Source organism: Cellulosimicrobium cellulans (assembly GCF_016921195.1).
Lineage (GTDB): Bacteria > Actinomycetota > Actinomycetes > Actinomycetales > Cellulomonadaceae > Cellulosimicrobium > Cellulosimicrobium cellulans_F.
The window spans coordinates 351,429-373,659 of the sequence record NZ_JAFGYF010000004.1 but is presented as its reverse complement, the minus strand read 5'-3'; the positions used below and the strand labels follow the sequence as shown (position 1 = coordinate 373,659).

21 protein-coding genes and 1 riboswitch are annotated in these 22,231 nt (G+C 75.3%); of the genes, 10 read left to right on the top strand and 11 right to left on the bottom strand.

Translation table 11 applies throughout. The features are described 5' to 3' along the window. The first annotated feature begins 46 nt into the window (after positions 1-46). Positions 47-616: a hypothetical protein gene (locus tag JN535_RS11770; RefSeq protein WP_205205728.1), complete on the top strand. Its 570-nt coding sequence runs from the start codon at positions 47-49 to the stop codon at positions 614-616. A 36-nt stretch (positions 617-652) separates the two neighbouring features. Here the strand turns inward: JN535_RS11770 and JN535_RS20810 are convergent, their stop codons facing one another. Beyond that, positions 653-1,771, bottom strand: coding sequence for a 3-keto-disaccharide hydrolase (locus JN535_RS20810; protein ID WP_240200995.1), 1,119 nt, complete (start codon positions 1,769-1,771; stop codon positions 653-655). Between the two features lie 138 nt (positions 1,772-1,909). Between JN535_RS20810 and JN535_RS11760 the strand changes: the two genes are divergently transcribed. Continuing rightward, entirely contained in the window at positions 1,910-2,566 is a 657-nt protein-coding gene (locus JN535_RS11760) for a GntR family transcriptional regulator (protein ID WP_205205727.1), read from the top strand. A gap of 41 nt (positions 2,567-2,607) precedes the next feature. Here the strand turns inward: JN535_RS11760 and JN535_RS11755 are convergent, their stop codons facing one another. Beyond that, complete coding sequence (locus tag JN535_RS11755; RefSeq protein WP_205205726.1) at positions 2,608-3,045, bottom strand: hypothetical protein; 438 nt, start codon at positions 3,043-3,045, stop codon at positions 2,608-2,610. A 253-nt stretch (positions 3,046-3,298) separates the two neighbouring features. Here JN535_RS11755 and JN535_RS11750 point away from each other — a divergent pair, with 253 nt between their 5' ends. The 4 genes from JN535_RS11750 to JN535_RS11735 all read left to right on the top strand — a co-directional run bounded on the left by JN535_RS11750 (position 3,299) and on the right by JN535_RS11735 (position 6,104). Then, complete coding sequence (locus JN535_RS11750) at positions 3,299-4,606, top strand: hypothetical protein (protein ID WP_205205725.1); 1,308 nt, start codon at positions 3,299-3,301, stop codon at positions 4,604-4,606. A gap of 24 nt (positions 4,607-4,630) precedes the next feature. Then, positions 4,631-4,705, top strand: a riboswitch (Fluoride riboswitch). A 42-nt stretch (positions 4,706-4,747) separates the two neighbouring features. Then, a complete protein-coding gene (locus JN535_RS11745) occupies positions 4,748-5,296 on the top strand; it encodes a universal stress protein (protein WP_205205724.1) in 549 nt (182 codons plus the stop codon). Further along, positions 5,293-5,730 (top strand): CrcB family protein, encoded by a 438-nt coding sequence (locus JN535_RS11740; RefSeq protein ID WP_205205723.1) that lies wholly within the window; start codon positions 5,293-5,295, stop codon positions 5,728-5,730. Before JN535_RS11745 ends, JN535_RS11740 begins: the two co-directional genes overlap by 4 nt. Beyond that, positions 5,727-6,104, top strand: coding sequence for a fluoride efflux transporter FluC (locus tag JN535_RS11735; protein ID WP_205205722.1), 378 nt, complete (start codon positions 5,727-5,729; stop codon positions 6,102-6,104). Before JN535_RS11740 ends, JN535_RS11735 begins: the two co-directional genes overlap by 4 nt. A gap of 171 nt (positions 6,105-6,275) precedes the next feature. Here the strand turns inward: JN535_RS11735 and JN535_RS11730 are convergent, their stop codons facing one another. The 7 genes from JN535_RS11730 to JN535_RS11700 form a co-directional block, all read right to left on the bottom strand. Further along, positions 6,276-6,881 (bottom strand): flavodoxin family protein, encoded by a 606-nt coding sequence (locus JN535_RS11730; RefSeq protein ID WP_205205721.1) that lies wholly within the window; start codon positions 6,879-6,881, stop codon positions 6,276-6,278. Positions 6,882-7,018: 137 nt separating this feature from the next. Then, positions 7,019-7,444, bottom strand: a complete 426-nt coding sequence (locus JN535_RS11725) for a PRC-barrel domain containing protein (protein WP_205205720.1) — start codon at positions 7,442-7,444, stop codon at positions 7,019-7,021. Beyond that, a complete protein-coding gene (locus tag JN535_RS11720; protein WP_205205719.1) occupies positions 7,441-7,854 on the bottom strand; it encodes a hypothetical protein in 414 nt (137 codons plus the stop codon). The genes JN535_RS11725 and JN535_RS11720 overlap by 4 nt, the downstream gene beginning before the upstream one ends. Continuing rightward, positions 7,851-9,080 carry an NRAMP family divalent metal transporter gene (locus JN535_RS11715; RefSeq protein WP_205205718.1) on the bottom strand — a complete coding sequence of 410 codons (1,230 nt, stop codon included), beginning with the start codon at positions 9,078-9,080 and terminating at the stop codon, positions 7,851-7,853. The genes JN535_RS11720 and JN535_RS11715 overlap by 4 nt, the downstream gene beginning before the upstream one ends. Continuing rightward, positions 9,077-9,577 (bottom strand): hypothetical protein, encoded by a 501-nt coding sequence (locus JN535_RS11710; protein WP_205205717.1) that lies wholly within the window; start codon positions 9,575-9,577, stop codon positions 9,077-9,079. The genes JN535_RS11715 and JN535_RS11710 overlap by 4 nt, the downstream gene beginning before the upstream one ends. Before the next feature lie 270 nt (positions 9,578-9,847). Continuing rightward, positions 9,848-10,864, bottom strand: a complete 1,017-nt coding sequence (locus tag JN535_RS11705) for a zinc-dependent alcohol dehydrogenase family protein (RefSeq protein ID WP_205205716.1) — start codon at positions 10,862-10,864, stop codon at positions 9,848-9,850. Between the two features lie 79 nt (positions 10,865-10,943). Beyond that, complete coding sequence (locus JN535_RS11700) at positions 10,944-11,678, bottom strand: GAF and ANTAR domain-containing protein (protein WP_205205715.1); 735 nt, start codon at positions 11,676-11,678, stop codon at positions 10,944-10,946. A gap of 160 nt (positions 11,679-11,838) precedes the next feature. Here JN535_RS11700 and JN535_RS11695 point away from each other — a divergent pair, with 160 nt between their 5' ends. Beyond that, positions 11,839-12,468 (top strand): PAS and ANTAR domain-containing protein, encoded by a 630-nt coding sequence (locus JN535_RS11695; RefSeq protein WP_205205714.1) that lies wholly within the window; start codon positions 11,839-11,841, stop codon positions 12,466-12,468. An 81-nt stretch (positions 12,469-12,549) separates the two neighbouring features. Here the strand turns inward: JN535_RS11695 and JN535_RS11690 are convergent, their stop codons facing one another. Then, a complete protein-coding gene (locus JN535_RS11690; RefSeq protein WP_205205713.1) occupies positions 12,550-13,455 on the bottom strand; it encodes an alpha/beta fold hydrolase in 906 nt (301 codons plus the stop codon). A gap of 147 nt (positions 13,456-13,602) precedes the next feature. Here JN535_RS11690 and JN535_RS11685 point away from each other — a divergent pair, with 147 nt between their 5' ends. Beyond that, complete coding sequence (locus tag JN535_RS11685; protein WP_205205712.1) at positions 13,603-15,552, top strand: BTAD domain-containing putative transcriptional regulator; 1,950 nt, start codon at positions 13,603-13,605, stop codon at positions 15,550-15,552. Positions 15,553-15,592: 40 nt separating this feature from the next. Here JN535_RS11685 and JN535_RS11680 read toward each other — a convergent pair whose 3' ends face one another. After that, positions 15,593-16,165, bottom strand: coding sequence for a TetR/AcrR family transcriptional regulator (locus JN535_RS11680; RefSeq protein ID WP_205205711.1), 573 nt, complete (start codon positions 16,163-16,165; stop codon positions 15,593-15,595). A gap of 75 nt (positions 16,166-16,240) precedes the next feature. Between JN535_RS11680 and JN535_RS11675 the strand changes: the two genes are divergently transcribed. Beyond that, entirely contained in the window at positions 16,241-16,819 is a 579-nt protein-coding gene (locus JN535_RS11675) for a dihydrofolate reductase family protein (RefSeq protein ID WP_205205710.1), read from the top strand. Positions 16,820-17,110: 291 nt separating this feature from the next. Further along, entirely contained in the window at positions 17,111-22,180 is a 5,070-nt protein-coding gene (locus tag JN535_RS11670; RefSeq protein ID WP_205205709.1) for a glycoside hydrolase domain-containing protein, read from the top strand. The last annotated feature ends 51 nt before the right edge of the window (positions 22,181-22,231 follow it).

The window sequence follows — 22,231 nt, the reverse complement described above, 5'->3', positions numbered from 1 at the left end:
CCACGCCGCCGTCGGGACGGCGCCACCCGCGACGAAGGAACACGCCGTGAGCCAGCCTCCGTACCAGCAGTACCCGGGCGACGCCCAGCAGCCCCCGCAGGCCCCTGGGTCCTACGGGCAGGGCCAGCCCGCCTACGGGCAGCCGGCCCCCGGGCCCTACGGTGCGCCGGCGCCGTACGGCCAGGGCCAGCCCGCCTACGGGCAGCCCGCGCAGCCCGAGCAGCACCAGCCGGCCTACGGGCAGATGGCGCCGCAGGCTCCTCCCGCGGCGCCGTACCCGCCGCAGGGCCAGCAGCCCTACGGGACGCCGTACCCGCCCCAGGGCCAGCAGCCGTACGGCGCGCCCTACGGCCAGCCCGGCTACGGCGCCTACGCCCCCGCCGGACCGCAGCCCATGACGTGGCGCACGATCCTCGCGTACGTGTTCGGCCCGATCGCGGTGCTCTTCCTGCCGATCGTGTTCGGCGTGCTCGCGATCGTCTTCTCCTCGATCGCCGTCCGCCGCAACGAGAAGACGGCGAAGATCGCGCTCGGGGTCGCGATCGCGTGCACGGCGGTCGGCTTCATCCTCGGCGCGATCAGCGGCGTCCAGAACTTCCAGGAGCTCGCGGGCTGACGGGAGAGCCGGGACGGGATCACCCGTCCCGGCAGGTCAGCCGCAGTCGACCCCCGCGTACGGGGTCTGGACGACGGCGGGGCCGTCGTCCGTCGCCACCGTCAGCGTGGCCGTGCCCGGCTCGACCGCCGTCGACCGCGTGCTGAACGACTGGTAGGCGTTGCGGCCCGGCTGGACGTCGGCGAACGAACGCTCGCCCGCGGGGGTGCCGAGGCTGAGGTCCACGGCGTCCTCCCCGACGTTCAGCGCGCGCACGGCGAGGTGCGCCGTCCCGGCCAGGCACCGTGCGTCGACCTCGACGTGGACGGGCGGGAGCTCGCGGATCCGCACGTCGCGGTAGGACACGACGTCGGGTGCGGAGCCGTGCGCCTGGAGCCCGACGTACCCGACGAGGCCGCGGCTGCTCGAGTCCGGGTCCAGCGGGCGGTCGGGGAACGGGACGCCGGGCAGGTTCTCGTACTCGTTGATCACGACGCCGTCGCGGATCACCGTGTAGTGCTGCCCGACGACGCGCACCTCCAGCTCGTTCCACGTGCCCTTGGCGGTGGGCCGCGCGCGGTCGAGGCCGATGTCGGCGAACCCGTAGACCGACCCGGTCTTGCGGGGGTCGTTCGACCGGCCCTCGGGCGAGTCGTTCACCTGGATCTCGTGCCCGCAGTTGACCGCGATCCACGAGAGGTTGCCTGTCTCGTTGCCGTTGAACGTCGTCGGGCATCCCTCGACGGGGGCGGACAGGTCGGGGAACCGGACCTGCACGCCGCTGTTGGCGCGCGCGTCACCGGGCGCGTCGTCGCGGAACTGCACGACGAGCGAGAAGTCGCCGTACTGCCGCACCGGGTACCAGAGGGTGCCGAACCCGCCGCCCGCGCCCGCCCGGGAGCGGAGGGTGCCGTCGTCGAGCAGGTCGAACCCGCCTTCGCCCGCGTACTCCCACGCGTCGAACGACTCCGCGGTGCCGTCGAAGATCACGTCGTACCCGTCGTCGGGCGGCGCGACCTCGGAGGCGGCGACCTCGGGAGCAGCGGGCCCGGGAGCCGCGGGCACGACGGCCGCGGCCGGGGCGGCGAGCGCGATCCCGACGGCGAGCGCGGTCGCCCCGGCGAGGCGGGCGCGGTGGGCCCGGCGACGGGCGGGCGGGCGGGTGGTGCTCGACATCGGAACTCCCTCGTTCGACGCGTGTCCCTCCACCCTCGCACGGATGCCGGACGCTCTCCACGGCACGGGGCACGAGCGTGCACCGAGGGGTCGCCCGGACCCACGTGCGCGCGTCGGTCGCGGTGCGAGAATCGACCGGTGTCCGGAGCCGAGGAGCGAGTGCTGGAGTCCGCCCGGGTCGCGACGACGTTGCGCGACGAGATCCTCGACGGCGTGCGCGTCCCGGGGTCCCGGCTGGTCGAGCGGGACCTCGCGGCCGACTTCGGCGTGAGCCGCATCCCCGTGCGCGACGCGTTGAAGGCGCTCGAGGGAGAGGGGCTCGTCGTCCTGCGCCCGCACACGTGGGCCGTGGTGCGGGAGTTCTCCGAGGCCGACCTCGCCGACCTCGACGAGGTCCGTGAGGTGCTGGAGCCGCTCGCGTTCCGCCTCGCGGCGGAGCGGCACGGCCCGGAGGGCCTGGACCGGTTGCGGAGCGCGCTCGCGAGCGAGCAGGAGGGTGCTCGCACGGCGGACAGCGTCGGCTCGCGCCGGTCCGCGGCCGACTTCCACGAGATCGTGACCGAGCTCGCGGACAACCGGCTCCTGCGGGACATGATGCAGGGCATCCGCAGCCGCGTGCGCTGGGCGCTCTCGCAGCACGACGACCTCGCGCACGTGACCGAGGAGCACGCGGAGCTCTTCGAGGCGGTCCGGTCGCGGGACGGCGAACGTGCCGCCGCGCTGGCGGAGGCGCACGTCGACAGCAGCCGGCGCCAGCGTGCCGCGCACGCCGCGGCCCGGCGCTCGGGAGCCTGACCCGGCCCGCCGCCAGGGCCGTGCGCTCGCTCGGGACGGGCTCAGACGGGCCCGGCGGTCCCGTCGTGCGACGTGGCCGGCCGGGCGGGGATCTCGGTCGCCTTCTGCCACGACCCGACCAGCCGCCCGTCGCTCGTCTCGAGCCGGAACGGCGCGAGCGGGAGGTTGCCGGCGCGGCGGCGCGCACGGAGCACGTCGATCGCGTCCTCGTCGCTGTCCGCGCCGAACGGTTCGCCGCGGCGCGCGCCGGTGGCCGTGACCACGCGGTAGCTGGTCATGCTGTCGTCGTCGTGGTGGACCTCGTCGGCGAGCGCGGCGACCTCCTTGGCGACCTCGAGGTCGGGGAGCGCGACCCAGGTGCGCTCCGGCCCGTCGAGCGTCCAGCCGTCGGCGTCGTCGCGCCGGATCACGTACTCGCGCGACGCGCTGCGGGCGCGCCAGGTCGCGTCGTCTTCGGCATTCCAGGTGAGTGTGTTCATGAGCGCTGGTGCGGGTCGGACGGCGGTCCGGTCACTCGGCGGTCGAGCGGTTGTCCCCCCTGCCGTCGTCCGGTGACCCACCCGCAGCGTACGCGGCCGGTGCCGCGGACGTGTCCACCCTGAGGAGGAGATCACCCGTCGAGCAGGTCACACGACGTCCGCCGCGCGGGGGACGTCGGGGGGCCGCGCGCGGCACCCGGGGGCGCCTCTCCGTTACCCTGCACGAGCCGCCCGCGACGAGAGGACCCGCCCGATGTCCCACCCCACCGACCCGAACGAGCCGGTCGACGACCACACCGTCATGCGGCCGCCGCGACGGTACGGGGAGGACGACGGGGCGGCCCCGGGAGGGTCGGGCGCCCCGTCGCCGGGCTACGCGAGGCCGCACGCGCAGGCGCCGTACGACACCGACCCCTACGGGAGGGGGCCCGCCGCACCGTCCGGCCCCGGCCACGCGGGCCCGGGCTACCCGCCCCCCAGCGGGGACCCGCACGCGACGCTCCCGCCCGCGGACACGGGGGCGACCTGGCCGCCCGCCAGGACGGCGCCCGGGTACGCGCCGCCACCCCCGCCGCCCGGCGCCCCGTACGGCACCCCGACGGCTCCGTACGCGACCCCGTCCGGCCCCGCCTACGGCGCGCCGGACGACGCGACGGTCGTGCCGGGGCCGCCCGCTCCGCCGTCGGACCCCTACGGCTTCTCCCCGTACGCGACGCCGCCCGGGCGCGGCTCGCGGAAGTGGCTCGTGCCCGTCCTCGCGGGCGTGGGCGCGTTCGTCGTCGTCGCGGGCGGCCTCGGCGTGTGGCTCGCGGTGCGCGACGACGCCCCGACCGTCCCCGGGCCGACGGCCGCCGAGCAGGCGACGGACGCACCGGCGGAGCCGGAGCCGACCGACGAGCCGGAGCCGACCGAGGAGCCCGTGGACACCGACGTCACGGACGACGAGCCGTGGCTCGAGCAGCAGTACCGCGCGGGGGCGGAGATGGACCCGGAGTCGGGGCCGGCTCTCGCACCCATGTCGTGGGAGTACTTCTCCGACAACGACTACCTCGTCAACGAGGACCGCGTCGCGCTCGTGGCGCGGCGGGACTTCGCGTGCGACGACCTGCCCGCGATCCCCGCGATCGAGGCGCTCGCGGGGTCGTGCCAGGCCGGGTTCGAGGCGCGCGTCGTGTCCGACGACGGCCCGACCGTCGCGCTCGACGTCGTCGTGGTGGACGTGGGCTCCAAGGAGGAGGCCGAGCGCGCCGCCGCCGCGTTCAACGACGCGCCGGAGGGCGACCCCGTCGCCGACACGAGCGGCGCCGCGCACCCGACGCTCGCCGCCGCGGTCCCGCAGCCGGGGTTCCAGGGCTCCTACGCCCTCCTCGACGACGGGGACGCGCCCGCGGTGATGCTCAGCACGGGCACCGTCGTCGTCATGTACCGGCTCGGGATCGACGACGGCGTGGAGCGCGAGCAGGTGCTGCCGGTCGCGCAGGCCGTCGGGTTCGTCGTCACGGACTACGAGCTGGCCAAGTCGTTCGGCGAGAAGAAGTGGCTGGACACGAAGGCCGGCTGAGCGGCCTGCGGGCGGGCTCGTTACCCTGGTGGCGGTGATGGATCCCGCCGGGGCATAGCCGCCCGAACCGCCGCCAGGGCTGATGGTTCCTGTCTCGTCGCACGTCGGCGGGCAGGGTGCTGCCCGCGGGAAGAGGTCCGCATGAGAGCCAGAGCCGTGCCCCAGCCGTCGCTCGACCGCATGGTCCCGTTCGCCGGGCACCCCGTGGTCGTGGGCGTCGTGCCGGGCGGTGACCTGCTGGTCGTCCGGACGGCCGCGGCCTGGGCGGACGCCGTCGGATCCCGCGTGGTCGCCGCGTACGCCGACACGTCCCGCCACGTCGTGGAAGAACACCCCGACGGCTCCGTGACGCACGCGCCGTTCGACCCCGACTCCGCCGACGACTCCTGGCAGAAGGTCGAGTCCCGGCTGCGGGCCGAGGTCGACGAGGGTCTGCGGGGCACGGGCGTCGCGTGGGAGCTGCGCTACCTCGCGGGGCGACCGGACCGCGCGCTGACGCACCTCGCACGCGCCGTCGACGCCGCGGTGATCGTCGTGGGGACGCGCGCGCCCGGGTCCGCGGCGCACCTGCGCGAGCTCGTCGAGGGGTCCGTGGCCGCGCACCTCGCGCACCACCAGCACCGGCCCGTGCTCACGGTCCCGCTCGCGGTCGTGGACTGGAAGGAGCTCTGCACGCCGTGGGAGAGGTGAGACGACCGACGCCGCTCCTCGCCCTCGCGGGCCTCGTCGCGCTCGGCGGAGCGGTCGGCACGACGGCGCGCGCGCTGCTCGAGCAGGCGTTCACCCCTGCGCCCGGGTCGTGGCCGTGGACGACGTTCTGGATCAACCTCGCCGGGTCGTTCGTGCTCGGCGCGCTGCTCGAGACGCTGCTCCGCGCGGGTCCCGACGCCGGGTGGCGGCGGGGCGTGCGGCTCGGCGGCGGGACGGGGGTGCTCGGCGGGTTCACGACGTACTCGACGTTCGCCGTCGAGGTCGAGCGGCTGGCGAGCGGGGGGCACGCCGCCCTCGGCGCGGCGTACGCGCTGGGAAGCGTCGGGCTCGGCGTCGCGGCCGCGGTGGGCGGGATCGCGCTCGCCGGGACGGTCCGGCGGCGCGTGGTCGCCCGGGGTGGCGGTGCCCGGTGACGGCGGTCGCGGAGCTCGCGCTCGTGGCCCTCGGCGGCGGGCTCGGCGCGGCGTCGCGCTTCCTGCTCGACACGTTCGTGGCCCGCCACAACCGGTGGTCGACGCCGCTCGGCACGGTCGTCGTGAACGTCACCGCGTGCTTCCTGCTGGGGCTGCTCACGGGGTGGGGCGCCACGCACCCGGGGCACGGCGACGTCGCCGCGGTGCTCGGCGTCGGGTTCCTCGGCGGCTACTCCACGTTCTCCACCGCGTCGGTCGAGGGCGCGCGCCTCCTGCTCGCGGGCCGGGGCGCGGTCGCGCTGCTGCACGCGCTCGGGATGCTCGTCGTGTGCCTCGCGGCCGCGGTCGCGGGGATCGCGCTCGCGAGCGCCTGACCGCCCGTCCGCCGGATGCAACCGCGGGGTCGCGCCTGCGGGGTGCGCATCGAGGAGTACGACCCCACGACGGCGTTCGCCTTCCGGTGGGGGACCCCGGTGGGGCAGGTCGTCGTCGAGACCGGGTCGGCTCCTCGCGGGGCGCTCAGCGGGGCGCTCGGCGGTCGTCGGTCAGGAGCCGGGAGCGGGGACGGGATGCGCCTCGAGCGCCGTCGCGACGGCGTGCAGGTTGTGCGCCATGAGGCGTCCCGTCTCCCGGGCCCACTCGTGGCCGTGGCCCGTCTGGACGTAGTCGGGGCCGGGGCCGGGACCCTGGTTCCAGTAGGTCCAGGCCTGGCCGGGGATCGTGTACCCGATGTCGGCCAGGGCGCCGCTCACCTCCGAGATCACGTGGTGCGCGCCGTCCTCGTTGCCCGTGACCACCACGCCCGCCACCCGGTTGTACGCGACGGGGATGCCGTCGGGACCCTCCTCGGAGATCATCGCGTCCATGCGCTCGAGCATGCGCTGCGCGATCGACGACGGGCGCCCGAGCCACGTCGGCGTGAGCACCACGAGGATCTGCGATCCCAGCAGCTTCTCGTGCACCTGCGGCCACCCGTCCCCCTCGCCGACGTCGGTGACGACGCCCGGCGGGACGTCGAGGTCGACGAGCCGGACGTGCTCGACCTCGACACCGCGGTCCTGGAGCGCCTCGGCGACCACGCGCCCGAGCGCCTCGGTGTTGGACGGTTCCGGGGACTTCTTGAGCGTGCAGCTCACGAACAGCGCCTTCATGGGTCCTCCCGTGTCGCCGGGCTGGGTGACGTACTTCCCGTCCCTGCGCCCGGGCGGCCGACGGCGGGTGGCTTCACCGTCCCGTCCAGCGTCACGGGGCCGCGTCCCGCTCGCAACGCGCCGGTGGCGGCGGCCGGTCAGGGGAGGGCCGCGTCCTCCTGCCGGTACCCCGCGGCGAGGCGCACCTCGCCCGGCGCGACGGCGGCGACGTCGTCCCACGGCACGAGGAACGTCCCGCGGTGGCGGCGACGGACGAGCTGCGGGACCGGCCACGGGGCCGTGACGTCCGTGCGCTCGTACCCGAGGAACGAGGTGCCCGTGCGCGGGCTCACCAGGACGCCGACGACGCGGGCCCGACCCGCCCGTGCGCGACGCCGGACGCTCTCGCTCAGCGCGCGGTCGTCGGGGTGGGCGTCGTCGGGGTCGGCGTCGTCCGCCGTGTCGCGGCCGGAGGGTCCGCCGTCGGGCAGCGTGTCGAGCGCGAGCCGGACGTCCACGAGGAACCCGAGGTCCTCGCCGTCGGGTCCGAGGACGCGCGCGTCGAGCAGGTCGCCCAGGATCACGAGTCCTCCTCGGGGTCGTGCCGCCCACCGGGGATGCGCCCGACCACGTGCTCGCGCAGCCAGTCCTCGGTCCAGTGCAGGTCGAGAGAGTCGGCCTGGACGGTCAGCTCGATCGCCGTCCCTACGTGCCCGACGTCGGACCACGAGACCCGCTCCCAGCGCGACGCGGGCGGTCGGCCGCCGAGGAGGCGCGTCACGAGCACCGGTCCGGTGAGGATCGCGCCGACCTCGGCGGGCTCCCCGGGCACCGCGTCACGGCGCCCGTCCTCCGGCCCGTCGGCGGCGACGAGCTCGAGGTCGTCGACCGTCGTCACCGGCTCGCCGTCGACGTCGAGCACCTGGCGGCTCAGCAGGTGCAGGCGTGCGTCCACGACGCGTGCCCCGGTCGGCGTGGAGTCGTCCCGGCTCATGAGCCCGCTCCCGTCGCGATCATCAGGGGGATCGCCGCGACGGCAGCGGCGACCACGATCACCAGGTACACCATGCCCAGCGCGTTGGTCGCGCGCCCGTTGACGTGCTCGCCCATGTACTCCGGGTCGTTCGCGACGAGGAGGATCGGCACGTACGTGAGCGGCAGCGCGACGGCCGAGAACACGACCGACATCTCCGTGACGGCGACCGGGTCGACGCTCGTCATGAGGATCGCCACGGCGAGCAGCAGCGCGACGACCATCGTCACGTGGAAGCGTGCGGCGCGCGCCGGGCGGCGGAACTTCCCCCACGACCAGCCGAGGTACTGCGCGAGCGTGTACCCGCTCGACAGCGCGGTCTCGAGCGCGGCGCCGAACGTCGCCGCGACGATCCCGACGATCACGAGCGCGAGCAGGAGCGTGCCGCCGGCCTCCGCCACCGGCAGCACGATCTGCGACAGCGACGACACCTCGATCCCCGCCGGCAGGAGCACCACCGCCGCGCACGCGGCGATCGCGACGGACAGCAGCCCGCCGAGCGGGAACCCGACGAGCACGTTGACGCGGTTCTGCGCGAGGTCCTTCGCGGTCCACCCCTCCTCGACGGCGCCGGAGGAGAAGAAGAACACCTCGTACGGCGTCATCGCCGCGCCGAACAGCGCGACCGCGTAGTACCAGTACGTCGCGACGTGCTCCGTCGCCGGGGGAGACGGCGGCACCGCCTGGCGCAGCAGCTCGCCCCAGTCCGGGCCGAGCAGGAACAGCGCGACCCCGAACCCCACGAGCAGCAGCCCGAGCAGGCCCGCGACGTTCTCCATGACCTGGAACTTCACGCGCCACAGCACGAGCCAGACGGCGAAGGCCGCGACCGGGATCCACAGGCGCGGCTCGACGCTGCTCGCGAGGTGCAGCGCGAGCGCGATGCCCCCGACCTCCGCGGTGAGCGTGAGCAGGTTGATCGCGAACGACGCCGCGAGGTTCGCGCCCGCGGCGCGCGGGCCGAGGCGCTCGCGGATGATCTCGAACGTCGCGCGCCCGCTGACCGCCGCGACGCGCCCGGACATCGACGCGAACAGGCAGATGCCGACCACACCGACGACCACGACCCACACGAGCGACAGCCCGAACCGCGAGCCGACGACGGCGTTCGTCACCAGGTCGCCGATGTCGACGAACCCGCCGATCGCGGTGAGGATGCCGAGCGCGACGCCGAGGAGCCGCTTCACGCGCCACCCGCCAGGGCCAGCGCGGAGTCCACGTCGTCGGCGGCGCGGGCGAGGTCGGCCTCGAGCTCGGACGCGGTGAGCGGGACCGCGCCCGCCTCCGACAGGTCGCCGCCCGCCTCGCGCGCGACCCAGGCACGCGCCGCGACGACCTCGCGCGTCGCGTCCGCGACGGCCACGAGCCCGGCGTCCCGCTGCGCGGACGAGACGTCGTCGGGCGGGACGAGCGTCGTGAGCGCCGCGCTGGACTCCTCGAGCACACGCACCTGGTCGAGCACGGCGGCGTCGGCGACGGGCGTGGTGACGCGGTCGGCGTCGAGCAGCCGCACGGTGAGCCGCGTCGTCTCGACCGCCGACCCGGCCTGCGCGAGCGCGTCGGCGACGGCGGCCGTCGCCTGCCCGGGTTCCTGTCGGCTCACGGTGCAGCCCGCTGTCGTGCCGAGGACGAGCGCGAGACCCAGCACGACCACGGACCGGGTGATGCGCTCGCGACGTCCCACGTCAGCGATGGTGCCGCTCCCGACGGACGTCCGCACGCGGACGACGCCGTACCGGGCGTGACGGGGCCGCGACCGCGACGGTGCGGCCGAAACGCCCGTGCTCGCCGCACGGGCGACTGTGATGCTGGCGGCATGGACAGCCCTGTGCCGCTCGACCTCGAGACCTGGACGCGCCGCGAGCACTTCGAGCACTTCCTCCACGCGTCGACGAGCACCGGTCCGCGACGTCCTGGCTCGGCTGACGCCGGACCCCGCCCGCGCGGCCGGGCCTCAGGGGCGCAGCAGGGACTTGATCGCGCGGCGCTCGTCCATCGCGGCGTACCCCTCGGCGGCGTCGTCGAGGGAGAGCTCGAGGTCGAAGACGCGTGCGGGGTCGATGCGTCGGTCGAGGACGAGGTCCATCAGCTCGGGCAGGTACTGGCGGACCGGCGCCGGGCCGCCCGACCAGTGCACGTGGCGGTAGAACATGTCGACGACCGGGAGCTCGACGCCGTGCGGGAGCCCGACGACGCCGACGTGCCCGCCGGGACGCACCGACCCGAGCGCCTGGGCGACCGAGTCCGGCGTCCCCACGGCCTCGACGACGCCGTGCGCGCCGAGCCCGTCGGTGAGGTCCAGGACGCGCGCGACGCCCTCGTCACCGCGCTCCGCGACGACCTCGGTCGCGCCGAACGCCCGCGCGAGCTCCTGGCGGGGTGCGTGCCGGCTCATGGCGATGACCTGCTCGGCCCCGAGCTGTACGGCGGCGAGGACCGCGAGCAGCCCGACGGCGCCGTCGCCCACCACCACGACCGTGCGGCCCGGCCCCGCCTCGGCCGCGCGGGCGCCGAACCAGCCGGTGCCCAGCACGTCGGACGCGGTGAGCAGCCCGGGCAGGAGGTCGTCGTCGGGGCGCTCGGGCGTCGCGACGAGCGTCCCGTCGGCGAGCGGGACGCGCAGCAGCTCGGCCTGGGCGCCGCGCACGGGCTCGCGGTGGACGCACGACGTCTGGTAGCCGGCGCGGCAGATGGGGCACGTGTTGTCGGACGCGAAGAACGACCCGACGACGAGCTGCCCGGGGCGCACGGTCCGGACGTCCGCGCCGACCTCCTCGACCGTGCCCACGTACTCGTGCCCCATCGCGACGGGGTGCTCGACCCGGTTGACGCCGCGGTACGTCCACAGGTCCGACCCGCACACGCACGCCGCCTCGACGCGCACGATCGCGTCGGTGGGCGCGAGCAGGCGTGGGTCGTCGCGCTGCTCGACGTGCACGTCGTACGGGGCATGGATGACGGTCGCGCGCACGGTGGCTCCCTCGACAGGCGGACGGGACGCCGTCGAGCCTACGGCCGCGCGTCTGCCCGGGCCCGTCCGGGGGCGGGCGTCAGCTCCCCTCGGTCCGCCGTGTCTGGACGGCGTTGCTCGCGTCGTAGGTGAAGCTCAGCCGTCGCCCGACGACCTCCGCGGCGACCTCCTCGAGCGTCGTCGACCGGGCGAAGGCGTGCGCCCGGAGCACGGCGAGCGCGTCGCGGGGCGCGACGCGCAGCTGGGCCGTGACCATCCCCGTCGCCTGGTGCACCTCGGCGGGCGTCGACCAGTCGAGCGAGTCGAGATCGGCCAGGAGCGACAGCCCGACGACGTCGGCGAGGAACTGCACGTCGTCCGGTTCGCGCGCGAGCCCGGCGGAGGCGGTGAGGAGACCGAGCACCCCCACCACCTGGCCCCCCGCGTGCATGGGGACGGCGTGGTAGGTCGCGGGCCCGCTGATCGTCCCGACGACCCGGGAGAACACGGGGAAGGCGCTGCCGTCGCGGCTTCCGTCGGCCCGGCTCACCACGACGCGGTCCTCGGCGAGCGCGAGCTGGGCGGGCCCCTCGCCCAGCATCTCCTCGAGGCCCTCGATGCGTGCGGCGACGCCGTCGGAGGTGGCGACCGTGAGGCGGTCGTCCGGCGTCGCGGCGACGGTCAGCGCGGCGCTCTCGGCACCGAGCACCGTGGCGCACGCCTGACACATGCGCGCGGGCATCGACAGGGTGTCGTCGGCGTCGGCGAGCGCGCGGGCCAGGAGTCCCAGCAGCTCCGACGCGCCCACGTCCGCCTCCGTCCGGTCCTCGTGCACCGCGTCCAGTTTTTCATCACCTCGTGCGTTCGCTCGGCGACCCGGCCTGGTCGCCGTAGCCGCGCAGGCGTCCGGTTGCGGGAAGCCGCCGGCGGACTAGAGTCCGGAGTTCGAGTCTGGACCTGGCTCACGACCCGCTGGACGACGACGGAGACGAGACATGTCCGTGGAGAACCGCACGACGTTGCACCCGATGTTCCTCGGTGACGACACGACGCTGGGCCAGTACCGCGTCGACCTCGCGACCGACACGTGGTGGTGGTCGGCCGAGACGTACCGGATGCACGGCTTCGAGCCCGGCGACGTCGTGCCCACCACGTCGCTCGTGCTCGCGCACAAGCACCCCGACGACCGGGACCGCGTCCGGGACATGCTGGAGCGCGCGCGTCGCGACGGCGCGCCCTTCTCGAGCCTGCACCGGATCATGGACGCGCGTGGACGGGAACGCGTCCTCGTCGTCGTGGGCCAGGGCCGCCGCGACCACGACACGGGGCGGGTCGTCGAGCTGCTCGGCTACTTCGTCGACGTGACGCGTCCCGTCCGGACGCAGGCCGGGCGGCAGGCGCAGCGCGACATCGCCGCCGCGGCCGACAGCCGGGGCCCGATCGAGCAGGCGAAGGGCGTCGTGGCCGCCGCGTTCGGCGTCGGGCCCGAGCAGGCGTTCGCGGTCCTCAAGCGGGTGTCGAACGACCGCAACGTCCGCCTGCGCGAGCTCGCCCGGCAGGTGGTCGAGGAGGGCACTCGGCCCGACGGCGACCGCGTGGAGCGGGTCACCACGCTGCTGTCGTAGTCGCCGCCGGCGCCGTCGCGCCGCCACGCGCCGCGCAGTGCCCCGTCGCGCTCGAGACGCTGGCTCCCGGCCGGTCCCGGCCTACGGCGCGTCGACGGGACGATCCACGCTCGTACGCCTCGCGCCGAGCGCCCGCACGACCGCCGCGACGTCAGCCGGGGCCTCCTCGGCCATGAAGTGCCCGGCGGTCGTCGTGAGGTGCTCGAGGTCGGGCGCCCAGCGGCGCCAGACGCCCGCGGCGTCGTACCCGAGCTGCGCGCCCCAGTCCTGCTGCACCACGGTGACCGGCATGGCCAGCCGGTCGCCGGCGTCGAGCGACGCCTGGTCGTGCTCGACGTCGACGGTCGCCGTCGCGCGGTAGTCCGCGACGATCGAGTCGACCGCGTCGCGGCTCGCCGCGAGGTAATGCGCGCGGACGTCGTCGGGGATGGCGGCGGGGTCCTGGGTCCACGAGTCGAGGAATGATCCGAAGAACGCGTCGGCGCTGTGGCGGATCATCGTCTCCGGCAGGCCCGGGGGCTGCGCCATGAGGTAGAGGTGGAACGCGACCGCGGCGTCCACCCCGTGCAGCACGCCCCACGTGTCGAGCGTGGGCACGACGTCGAGGATGCCCAGGTGGCTCACGCGGTCCGGGTGGTCGAGCGCGGCGCGGAACGCGACGAGCGCGCCCCGGTCGTGGCCGACGAGGACGAACCGGTCGACGTCCAGCGCGTCGGCGAGCGCGACGACGTCGGCGCCCATCGTGCGCTTGGCGTAGACGTCGGGCGTGGTCGCGACGGGCTTGGCGCTGTCGCCGTAGCCGCGCAGGTCGGGCACGACGACGCGGTGGTCGCGCGCGAGGTCGGCGGCGACGTGGCGCCACATGTGGCGAGTCTGGGGGAAGCCGTGCAGCAGGACGACGGGCGTGCCCTCGCCCGCGGTCTCGGCGCGCAGGGTGACTCCCGGGGCGACCTCGACGGTGCGGGTCTCGAAGCCGGGGATGTGCATGGGGTGTCCTCTCTCGGGCGGGTTCCGGGCCGGGTCGTGCCCGACCGGCTCGTGGCCATCCTCCGAGCGGCGGATCAGCGTCCGATCAGTGCCACCGTCCGCCCCCGCGCCCGCGCCGCGTGGTCCCGGTGCGGCGACAATGGCGGGGTGGTGGAGCTGCGCGTCGAGGTGCTCGGGCCGGTCCGGGTGCTGCGCGACGGCGCGGGGGTCGACCCGGGCGGCCCGCGACAGCGCGAGCTGCTGGCGCGCCTGGCCGCCGCCCGCGGGCGTCCGGTGTCGTTCGAGCGGCTCGCGGCAGACCTCTGGGACGACGACGCGGAGCGCGACCCGCGCGACCGGCGCGGCGCGCTCGCGACCTTCGCCGGCGACCTGCGCCGTCGCCTGGAACCCGAGCGGGCCCCGCGCACGCCCGCGCGCGTGCTCGTCACCGGGCACGGCGGCTACGCGCTCCGGCTCCCGGACGACGCGCTCGACGCGGCGCGCCTGGAGGCGGCCGTCGTCCGGGCGACCGCGACCGCCGGGGACGCGCCGTCGGGCACGGCGCGCGCCCTCGCGGACGCCGTCGCGGCGTGGCGCGGCGAGCCCTACGCCGACCTGCCGGACCGGGAGTGGGTGCGGACCGAGCGGCGACACCTCGCCGACGTGCACGCGCGGGCGGTCGAGCTGCTCGCCGAGGCGCTGCTCGCGGACGGCCGGCCCGGGGACGCGGTCGCCGCGCTCGACCCGCACGCCGCCGCGCACCCGTGGCGCGAGCACGCGTGGGCGCTGCTCGCGCTCGCCCTGTACCGCGAGGGCCGCCAGACCGACGCGCTCGACGTCCTGCGCCGCGCGCGCCGCCGGCTCGCCGACGAGCTCGGCCTCGACCCGGGCCCCGAGCTCGCCCGCCTCGAGCGGGACGTGCTCGACCAGGCGCCCTCGCTCGACGGGCCGACGTCGGGCCCGCGCCTCGCGGTCACGGCCCCGACCTCGCGCACCCACCTGCGGTCCACGGTCGACGTCGCGCGCACGCTCGCGATCGCCGGGGGAGACCACCTCGCGACCGCGCAGCAGCAGCGGGTCGCCGCGGCGCTCGCCGCCGAGGCGACGGGCGACCCGGTGCTCACCGCCCGCACCGTCACCGCCTACGACGTCCCCGCCGTCTGGACCCGGAGCGACGATCCCGGCGCGGCCGACGCGCTCGTCGGCGTCGCGCGCCGCACGCTGCGCCGCCTGGGCCCCGACGCGGCGCCCGTCCTGCGGGCGCGGCTGCTCGCCGTCGTCGGGGTCGAGCACCGGGGGACGCGGGACGCGTGGGCGTGGGCCGCGGCGGAGGACGCGGTGGGGATCGCGCGCGACGTCGGCGACCCGGGCACCCTCGCGCTCGCGCTCAACGCCCGGTTCCTCCAGTCGTTCCAGCGGCCGGGTGCCGGCGCCGAGCGGGAGCGGACCGGTGCCGAGCTCGTCGCGCTCGCCCAGGCCCACGACCTGCCGACGTTCGCGATCCTCGGGCACCTCGTCCGGATGCAGGCCGCCGCGGGGGCCGGGCGGTTCGGCGACGCGGACGCCCACGCCGCCGCGGCCGAGGGCGTGGCCGCGGAGTACGAGTCGCCCGTGGTGCCGATGCTCACGGCCTGGTACCGCGCGATGCGCGACGCCGAGACCGCGCCTGCCGACGTGGCGGCGCGCGCGTACCGGGCGGCGGACGACCTGCTGGCGGGGGTGCGCATGCCGGGAGTGCGCGACGGGCTGCTCCCGCTCGCGCTGCTCACCGTCCGCGTGCGTCACGGGCGCCCCCTCGCCGGGATCGAGGCCGCCGACCTCGGCCCCTACGCCCCGTGGGCGGAGCCGCTGCTCGTGCTCGACGCGGGTGACCCCGGCGCCGCCGCGCGGCTCGCGCTCGCGAGCCCCGAGCCGCCCGCCGACCACCTGCGCGAGCTGCTGTGGGCGCTGCGCGCGGAGACCGCGCTCCGGCTCGGCGACCCCACCCTCGCCGGGCGGGCGCGGCGCGCGCTCGCCCGCACCCCCGACGAGGTCGCGGGTGCCGGGTCGGGCCTCGTCTCCCTCGGCCCCGTCCGCGACTGGCTCGACCGCCTCGACGGCCACCGCCGCGCGCCGTAGGACGGGCGCACGGTCCGGGGCGCGGCGGGAGCGAGGCGGCTCAGCGCTCCGGGAGCAACCCCGCCACGAGCGCGTCGATGACGTCGTCGGTCGGGAGCCCGGCGTCGATCGGCGTGGTCAGGCGGTCGAGGAGCAGCCCGTCGATCGCGTAGTGGAACAGGGCGATCTCCCGCGGCCCTCCGGGCAGGCCGGCCGACCGGTTGAACTCGACGTCGGCCTCGAACCCCGCGCGGAGCCACGGCCCGAGCACGGCCGCGAGCTCGCGGCGACGGCCGGACTCGAGCCGCAGCTCGAACAGGGCTCGGGTGACGTCGGCGTCGACCGTCAGTCGGCGCACGATGTCGCGGAGGTAGTCCGCGAACAGGGCGCGGTCGGGCTGCTGCGCCGCGCGTCGGGCCAGGTCCTCGGGCGTGGGCGCGAGCCGCTCCCCGATGCGCTCGAAGAGTCCTGCGACGAGGGCGTCGCGGCTTCTGAAGTAGTTCGACGTCGTGCCGGTCGGGACGCCCGCCTCCTCGTCGACCGCGCGATGCGTCAGACCGCGCGACCCCTCACGGGCGAGCACCGCGATGCCCGCGTCCGCCAGGGCGCTCCGGCGCGTGGTGTTCCTCGCCATGCGCCGAGGGTATCGCAACCACTGCACCTGTTGTAGTCTGCCATCGACCACTTCACCTGTAGTGATTGGAGAGACGTGCGAGACCTCACCTACTACGTCGCCGTCAGCCTCGACGGGTACATCGCGGGCCCCGGCGGGGAGTTCGACGCGTTCCTCGCCGAGGGTGACCACATGCAGCCGATCTGGGCCCGGTACGGCGGCACCGCACCGACGGACCTGGCCGCCGCGGCGGGGCTCCCGATCGTCGACAGCCCCTTCGACACCGTCCTCATGGGGTGGAACACCTATGCCGTCGGGCTGCCCGACCACCACCTGCCGAACCCCTACCGCCACCTGCGGCAGGTCGTCTTCACCCGGTCGCACGAGGCGCCGAGGGGGAGCGAGGGGGTCGAGTTCACGGGCTCCGACCCCGTCGAGACGGTGCGCGCGCTGAAGCGGGAGGACGGCAAGGGCATCTGGCTGTGCGGCGGGGGCGCGCTGGCCGCGGTGCTCGTCGACGAGATCGACCGGCTCGCGCTGAAGATCAATCCGGTGATGCTCGGGGCCGGGATCCCGCTGTTCGGCGAGCGCGGCTACGCGCCCCTCGCCTGGCGGTCGACGAGCACGCAGACCTTCCGCTCCGGGGTGACGTTCGCGGAGTACGCGCGGGCGTGAGAGCTCCGGCCCCGCACCGGGCAGGCGCCGGTCGGGCAGGCCGCCGCGCGGTGAGCGTGCGCGTCCCGGGGCGGGCGCGGGCCGCGCGGCGCGGCCGGTGTCGGGGCCGGGAACCCCGCTGGTCGGGCAGGTGAACTTCGGGGGCGGGGTCTTGAGGTCGCGCGGTACGGCACGTACCTTGAGGGCGGCGAGGCGGAGCAGCCTCGGCACGACCCCCCAAGGAGAGCTTTCGTGGCCAGACCATCTGCCGCGCGTCGTGACAGCGCTGTCGGACGACGCGGGGCCAGCCCGATGTCCGTCCCCCACCCTCGACGTGGCCGCCGTAGCCGGCTCGGCGGCGCCCTTGCGGGCGCGCTCGCCGCGACGCTCGCCGTCGGCGTCCTGCCGGCCGCCGCAGCGGTCGCGGCTCCCGCGGTCGACACGGCCGAGGGCGACCTCGCGTCGCTCGTCGACGTGTTCGTCGGCACCGAGGGCGACTACGGCAACGACATGCCCGCCGCGCAGGCGCCCAACGGCCTCGCCAAGGTGAACCCGCGCACGACGCCGGGCCGCAACAACACCGGGTACGACTACGCGCAGTCGAGGATCTCGGGCTTCACGCACACCAACCTCGACGGGGTGGGGGGCTCCGGCGGCGGCGGTGACATCCTCGTGGTGCCGACGTCGGGGTCGTACACCGCGCGGCCGGGCACGGGCACGTACGCGCACACCTTCTCGCACGACGACGAGCAGGCCGGCCCGGGCTTCTACTCCGTCGGGCTCGGCAACATCGCGGGCACGGACGGCGCCATCGCGGCCGCGCCGGGCACGATCGAGGCCGAGGTCGCCGCGACCACGCGCTCGGGCGTGCACCGCTACGCGTTCCCCGAGGGCTCGACGCCGAGCCTCGTCGTGGACCTCGAGACCAACAACACGAGCCGCCGGTCGTCCTCGGTGCAGGCCGAGACGCGCGCGGACGGCACCGTGGAGCTGTCCGGTCAGGTCACGGGCTACTTCTACAACGCCGCCTACACGCTGTACTACACCGCGCGCACGCTCCAGCCCGCGACGGTGCAGACGTGGGGCGACGACGACGAGCTCGTCGACGCCACGGCCCAGGACGGCGTCGACACCGGCGCGATCCTCACCTTCGACCCGGCCGACGCCGGGGAGATCGGGCTGCAAGTCACGCTGTCGCCGGTGAGCGTCGAGCAGGCGCGGACCGACCAGGAGGTCGAGCTCGGGGACCTGTCGTTCGACGCGATCCGCGACCGCACGCGCGCCGAGTGGAACGCGACGCTCGGGCGGGTCGCCATCGACGCCTCGACGGCGACCGACCCGACGGGTGAGCTCCAGAAGCTCTTCTACACGCACCTGTACCGCATGTTCGCGATGCCGATGAACGCAACGAGCACGTCCGGCACGTACCGCGGCGTCGACGGCGCGGTGCACGCCGCGCAGGGCTTCACGTACTACGACTCGTGGGCCACGTGGGACGACTTCCGCAAGTTCTCCGTCATCGCCTACATCGACCCGGCGCTGTACCGCGACATGGTGCAGTCGCTCGTCTACCTGTTCGCCGACGCCGAGGCGACCGGCACGGGCAGCGGCCTGGGCGGGTACGTGCACTCGGTCCCGACGGTCCGCTGGGAGCGGTCGTCCGTCGTGGTCGCGGACGCGATCGCCAAGGGCTTCGACGGGTTCGACCGCCTCGACGAGGCGTACCCCGCGCTGAAGCGGCTCGTGGGGCAGTACAGCGCGGACGAGCTCCAGCGCGGCTACGTGGCGGGCAACCCCGGCGCGTCCGTCCAGCGCGGCTACGACCAGTACGGCCTGTCCGTGATCGCGGACGAGCTCGGCCTGGCCGACGAGGCGCAGACGATGCGCGAGCAGGCGTCGTGGCCGATCGACAAGCTCACCAAGCCGGGCGCGTGGACCGCGGCCGACGGCACGCAGGTCGGGCTCCTCACCCCGCGGGCCGCCGACGGCTCGTGGCAGAGCGCCGACTACGAGCGCTTCGAGGCCGCGAGCCTCTACCAGGGCACGCTCTGGCAGTACCACTGGTACGACGCGTACGACATGGACGCGCTCATCGAGGCGATGGGCGGCACCGAGGCGGCACGCCTCGCGATGCGCCACATGTTCGGCGAGCACGCACCGGACGACGGCAGGGCCATGCTCCACTCGAACGCCAACGAGATCGACCTCCAGGCGCCGTACCTCTTCAACTACACGGGCGAGCCGAGCCTCACGCAGAAGTGGACGCGCGCCATCTACACGAAGGAGACCTGGAACCGGTACATCGCGACCGGCTCCTCGAGCGCCGTCCCGAGCGGCGGCGGCGAGTTCACGCCGCCCGTGAAGACGAAGGTCTACCAGCTCGACCCCCGCGGCATGCTCCCCACGATGGACAACGACGCGGGCACCATGTCGACGATGTTCGTCGCCGCCGCCGTCGGGCTGTTCCCGGTCACCGCCGGGTCGTCCGAGTTCCAGATCGGGTCGCCGTTCTTCGACTCCACGACCATCACCTACGACGACGGCAGCGCCTTCACGGTCACGGCCGACGGCGTCTCCGAGGACGCGTTCTACGTCCAGTCGGCGACGCTCGACGGCGCACCGTTCGGCAACACCTGGGTCGACTACGGAACCGTGATCGGGGGCGCGGACCTCGCGTTCCGCATGGGCGAGCAGCCGAGCGACTGGGGAACGGACACCGAGCCCGCGTTCTCGATGAGCACGGCGACCGACGAGCCCGCCGAGGGACCGCGCGTCAGCGCCGACCCGACGACGGTCCGGACCGGCGACGGCGGCGCGCTCGACGCGACCGTCACGCTCACGCTCGACGGCGCGCGGTTCGCCGGTGCTGCGGGCACGGACCTCGTCGCCCGCGGGGACGCGAGCGTCGTCGGTCTGCCCGACGGCGTCACCGCGGCCGTGACGGTCGCGTCACCGACCGCGCTCACCGTCACCCTGACGGGGGCGGCGTCCGCGGACGCGCGCTTCTTCGTGCACCTGCGCGACGGCGCGCTCGCCGACGGCGTCGCCGCGTCCTCGCTCCGCGGCCAGGGCGTGTCGGTGCTCTCCCCGCTGCGCCTGTCCGTGGCGTCGGCCGAGCGCGACGCGCTCGCCGGGCTCGTCGACGACGCCGTGCTCGTGCGGCACGGCAACTACTCCTCGGCGACGTTCGACCGGTTCTCCACCGCGCTGACGCAGGCGCAGGAGGCCCTCGGTGACGAGGCCGCGACGAGCGTCGCGCTGCGGTTCGCCGCCGACCGGCTGGGCGCGGCGATCGACGCGCTCGACCTCACGGGCGGCGGCTACCGCACGCTCGAGGCCGAGCAGTCTGAGGCGTGGTCCGGCGGCGAGCTGAAGAACGAGGCGAACAGCTCGAACGGGAACCTCGGCGGCGTGCGCTCCGGGTCGTGGGTGCAGTACCGCGACATGACCTTCGAGACCGCCGCCGGCGACACCCCGCCGCGCTTCCTCACGGTCCGGTACGACACGAGCTTCGGCCCCACGGAGACGCCGAGCACCGTGCGCGTGCACGCCGGGGACGTGAGCGGCCCCGTGGTCGCGACCGTCGACCTCGAGGGCACGAGCGGCTGGGGCAAGTACACCGAGGTGACGACGGAGCTCGGGGAGGTGCAGGCGCTCCTCGACGCGAAGGTCGTGACGTTCGAGCTCCTCGCGCCCTCGGGCCGGAGCTGGGTCGGGAACTTCGACTGGTTCCGGTTCAGCGCCGAGGACCCGGCGGCCCCGGGCCAGCCGGGCGAGTCCCCGACCGTCACGATCGAGGCCGAGGACTGGACCGCGAACTCCGGGCGCGGGCTCAAGAAGGAGTCCTCGACGTGGACGAGCGGGCCGGTGACGAACGTCGGCGGTACCGCGGACGGCGACTGGATCGCGTACGGCGAGGTCGACCTCGGCGAGCTCCCGCTCGGCGAGCTGTCGGTCCACTACGTCCACAACTCGAACCGGTCCGGGAACAACTCGGCGCTGTCGGTGTACCTCGACGCGTTCGACCCGGCGAACCCGGGCGAGCCGTTCGTCACCGTGCCGCTGCCGACGACCGGGTCGAGCTGGACCGCGGACGGGACGGCGACCGTCGTCCTGCCCGAGACGGTGCAGGGCACGCACGAGGTGTTCGTGCGCCTGACGACCGAGGCGTACGCCGACCACCCGTACGTCGCGAACCTCGACAGCCTGACGTTCGCGCCGGGCGGCCCGACGTCGGTCGTCGTCGAGTCGGAGGCATGGACGTCGAACTCCGGCCGCGGGCTGAAGAACGAGAGCTCGACGTGGACGAGCGGGCCGGTGACGAACGTCGGCGGCACCGCGGACGGCGACTGGCTCGCCTACGGCGAGATCGACCTCGGCTCCGCCGCGCTCGACCAGCTCGCCGTGCACTACGTCCACAACTCCAACCGGTCCGGGCGGAACTCCGCGCTGTCGGTCTACCTCGACGCGTTCGACCCGGCGAACCCGGGCGAGCCGTTCGTCACCGTCCCGCTGGTGAACACCGGCTCGAGCTGGACGACGGACGGCACGGCCGTCGTCGACCTGCCGAGCGCGGTGCGCGGCAAGCACCAGGTATGGGTGCGCCTGTCGACCGAGGCGTACGCCGACCACCCGTACGTCGCGAACCTCGACAGCATGCGGTTCTTCACCGACGCGTACGAGGTCGAGGTCCCGCCGACCGACACGGCGGCGCTCGCGGCGGTGGTCGGGGAGGCCGAGACCCCCGAGGCGGAGATCGAGCGGTACGGCCGGATCGACGCGGGCGTCTTCACGCGCGAGCTCGCGGCCGCACGGTCGCTCCTCGCCGACGCCGGTGCCACCCAGGCGCAGGTCGACGAGCGGGCACGGCGCCTCGGGCTGGCGACCGACCAGCTCGTGCCCGCCGAGCGTCGTCGGCTCGAGAACCTCGTGACGAGCGCGGAGGCCCTGACCGACGAGGGGTACAGCCCCGAGTCGTGGCAGGCGTTCCGCACGGCGCTCGCCGCGGCGACCGAGACCCGGGACGACGCCGCGGCGTCGGACGAGGCGCTGCGCGACGCGCGCCTCGCGCTCCAGGGCGCGATCGACGCCCTGGAGGAGCCGGCCGACGTCGAGCTCGTCGAGGTCACGCTCAGCCCGCGCTGCCTCGCCGGCAAGCCGTACGTCGCGGTCCGCGCGGTGAACGTCTCCGACGCCGCGGTGGACGTCGAGCTGGCCTCGGCGCTCGGGGCCAAGACGTTCGCGGACGTCGCGCCCGGGGCGAACGCCTACCAGTCGTTCGCGGCGCGCGGCGTCACGGGTGACCTCGCGGTCACCGTGACGGCCACCGGCCCGGACGGCGAGCAGACGGTCGAGCAGACGGTCACCGTCCCGACCTGCTGACCGCAGCCGACGTGCCCGCGTCACGGCCTCGCGCCGTGACGCGGGCACGGT

Coding starts and splice junctions, on each gene's coding strand:
- JN535_RS20810 (WP_240200995.1), bottom strand. CDS start 1,771: ATGTCGAGCACCACCCGCCCGCCCGCCCGTCGCCGGGCCCACCGCGCC.
- JN535_RS11755 (WP_205205726.1), bottom strand. CDS start 3,045: ATGAACACACTCACCTGGAATGCCGAAGACGACGCGACCTGGCGCGCC.
- JN535_RS11750 (WP_205205725.1), top strand. CDS start 3,299: ATGTCCCACCCCACCGACCCGAACGAGCCGGTCGACGACCACACCGTC.
- JN535_RS11745 (WP_205205724.1), top strand. CDS start 4,748: ATGAGAGCCAGAGCCGTGCCCCAGCCGTCGCTCGACCGCATGGTCCCG.
- JN535_RS11730 (WP_205205721.1), bottom strand. CDS start 6,881: ATGAAGGCGCTGTTCGTGAGCTGCACGCTCAAGAAGTCCCCGGAACCG.
- JN535_RS11720 (WP_205205719.1), bottom strand. CDS start 7,854: ATGAGCCGGGACGACTCCACGCCGACCGGGGCACGCGTCGTGGACGCA.
- JN535_RS11695 (WP_205205714.1), top strand. CDS start 11,839: ATGTCCGTGGAGAACCGCACGACGTTGCACCCGATGTTCCTCGGTGAC.
- JN535_RS11690 (WP_205205713.1), bottom strand. CDS start 13,455: ATGCACATCCCCGGCTTCGAGACCCGCACCGTCGAGGTCGCCCCGGGA.
- JN535_RS11680 (WP_205205711.1), bottom strand. CDS start 16,165: ATGGCGAGGAACACCACGCGCCGGAGCGCCCTGGCGGACGCGGGCATC.
- JN535_RS11670 (WP_205205709.1), top strand. CDS start 17,111: ATGTCCGTCCCCCACCCTCGACGTGGCCGCCGTAGCCGGCTCGGCGGC.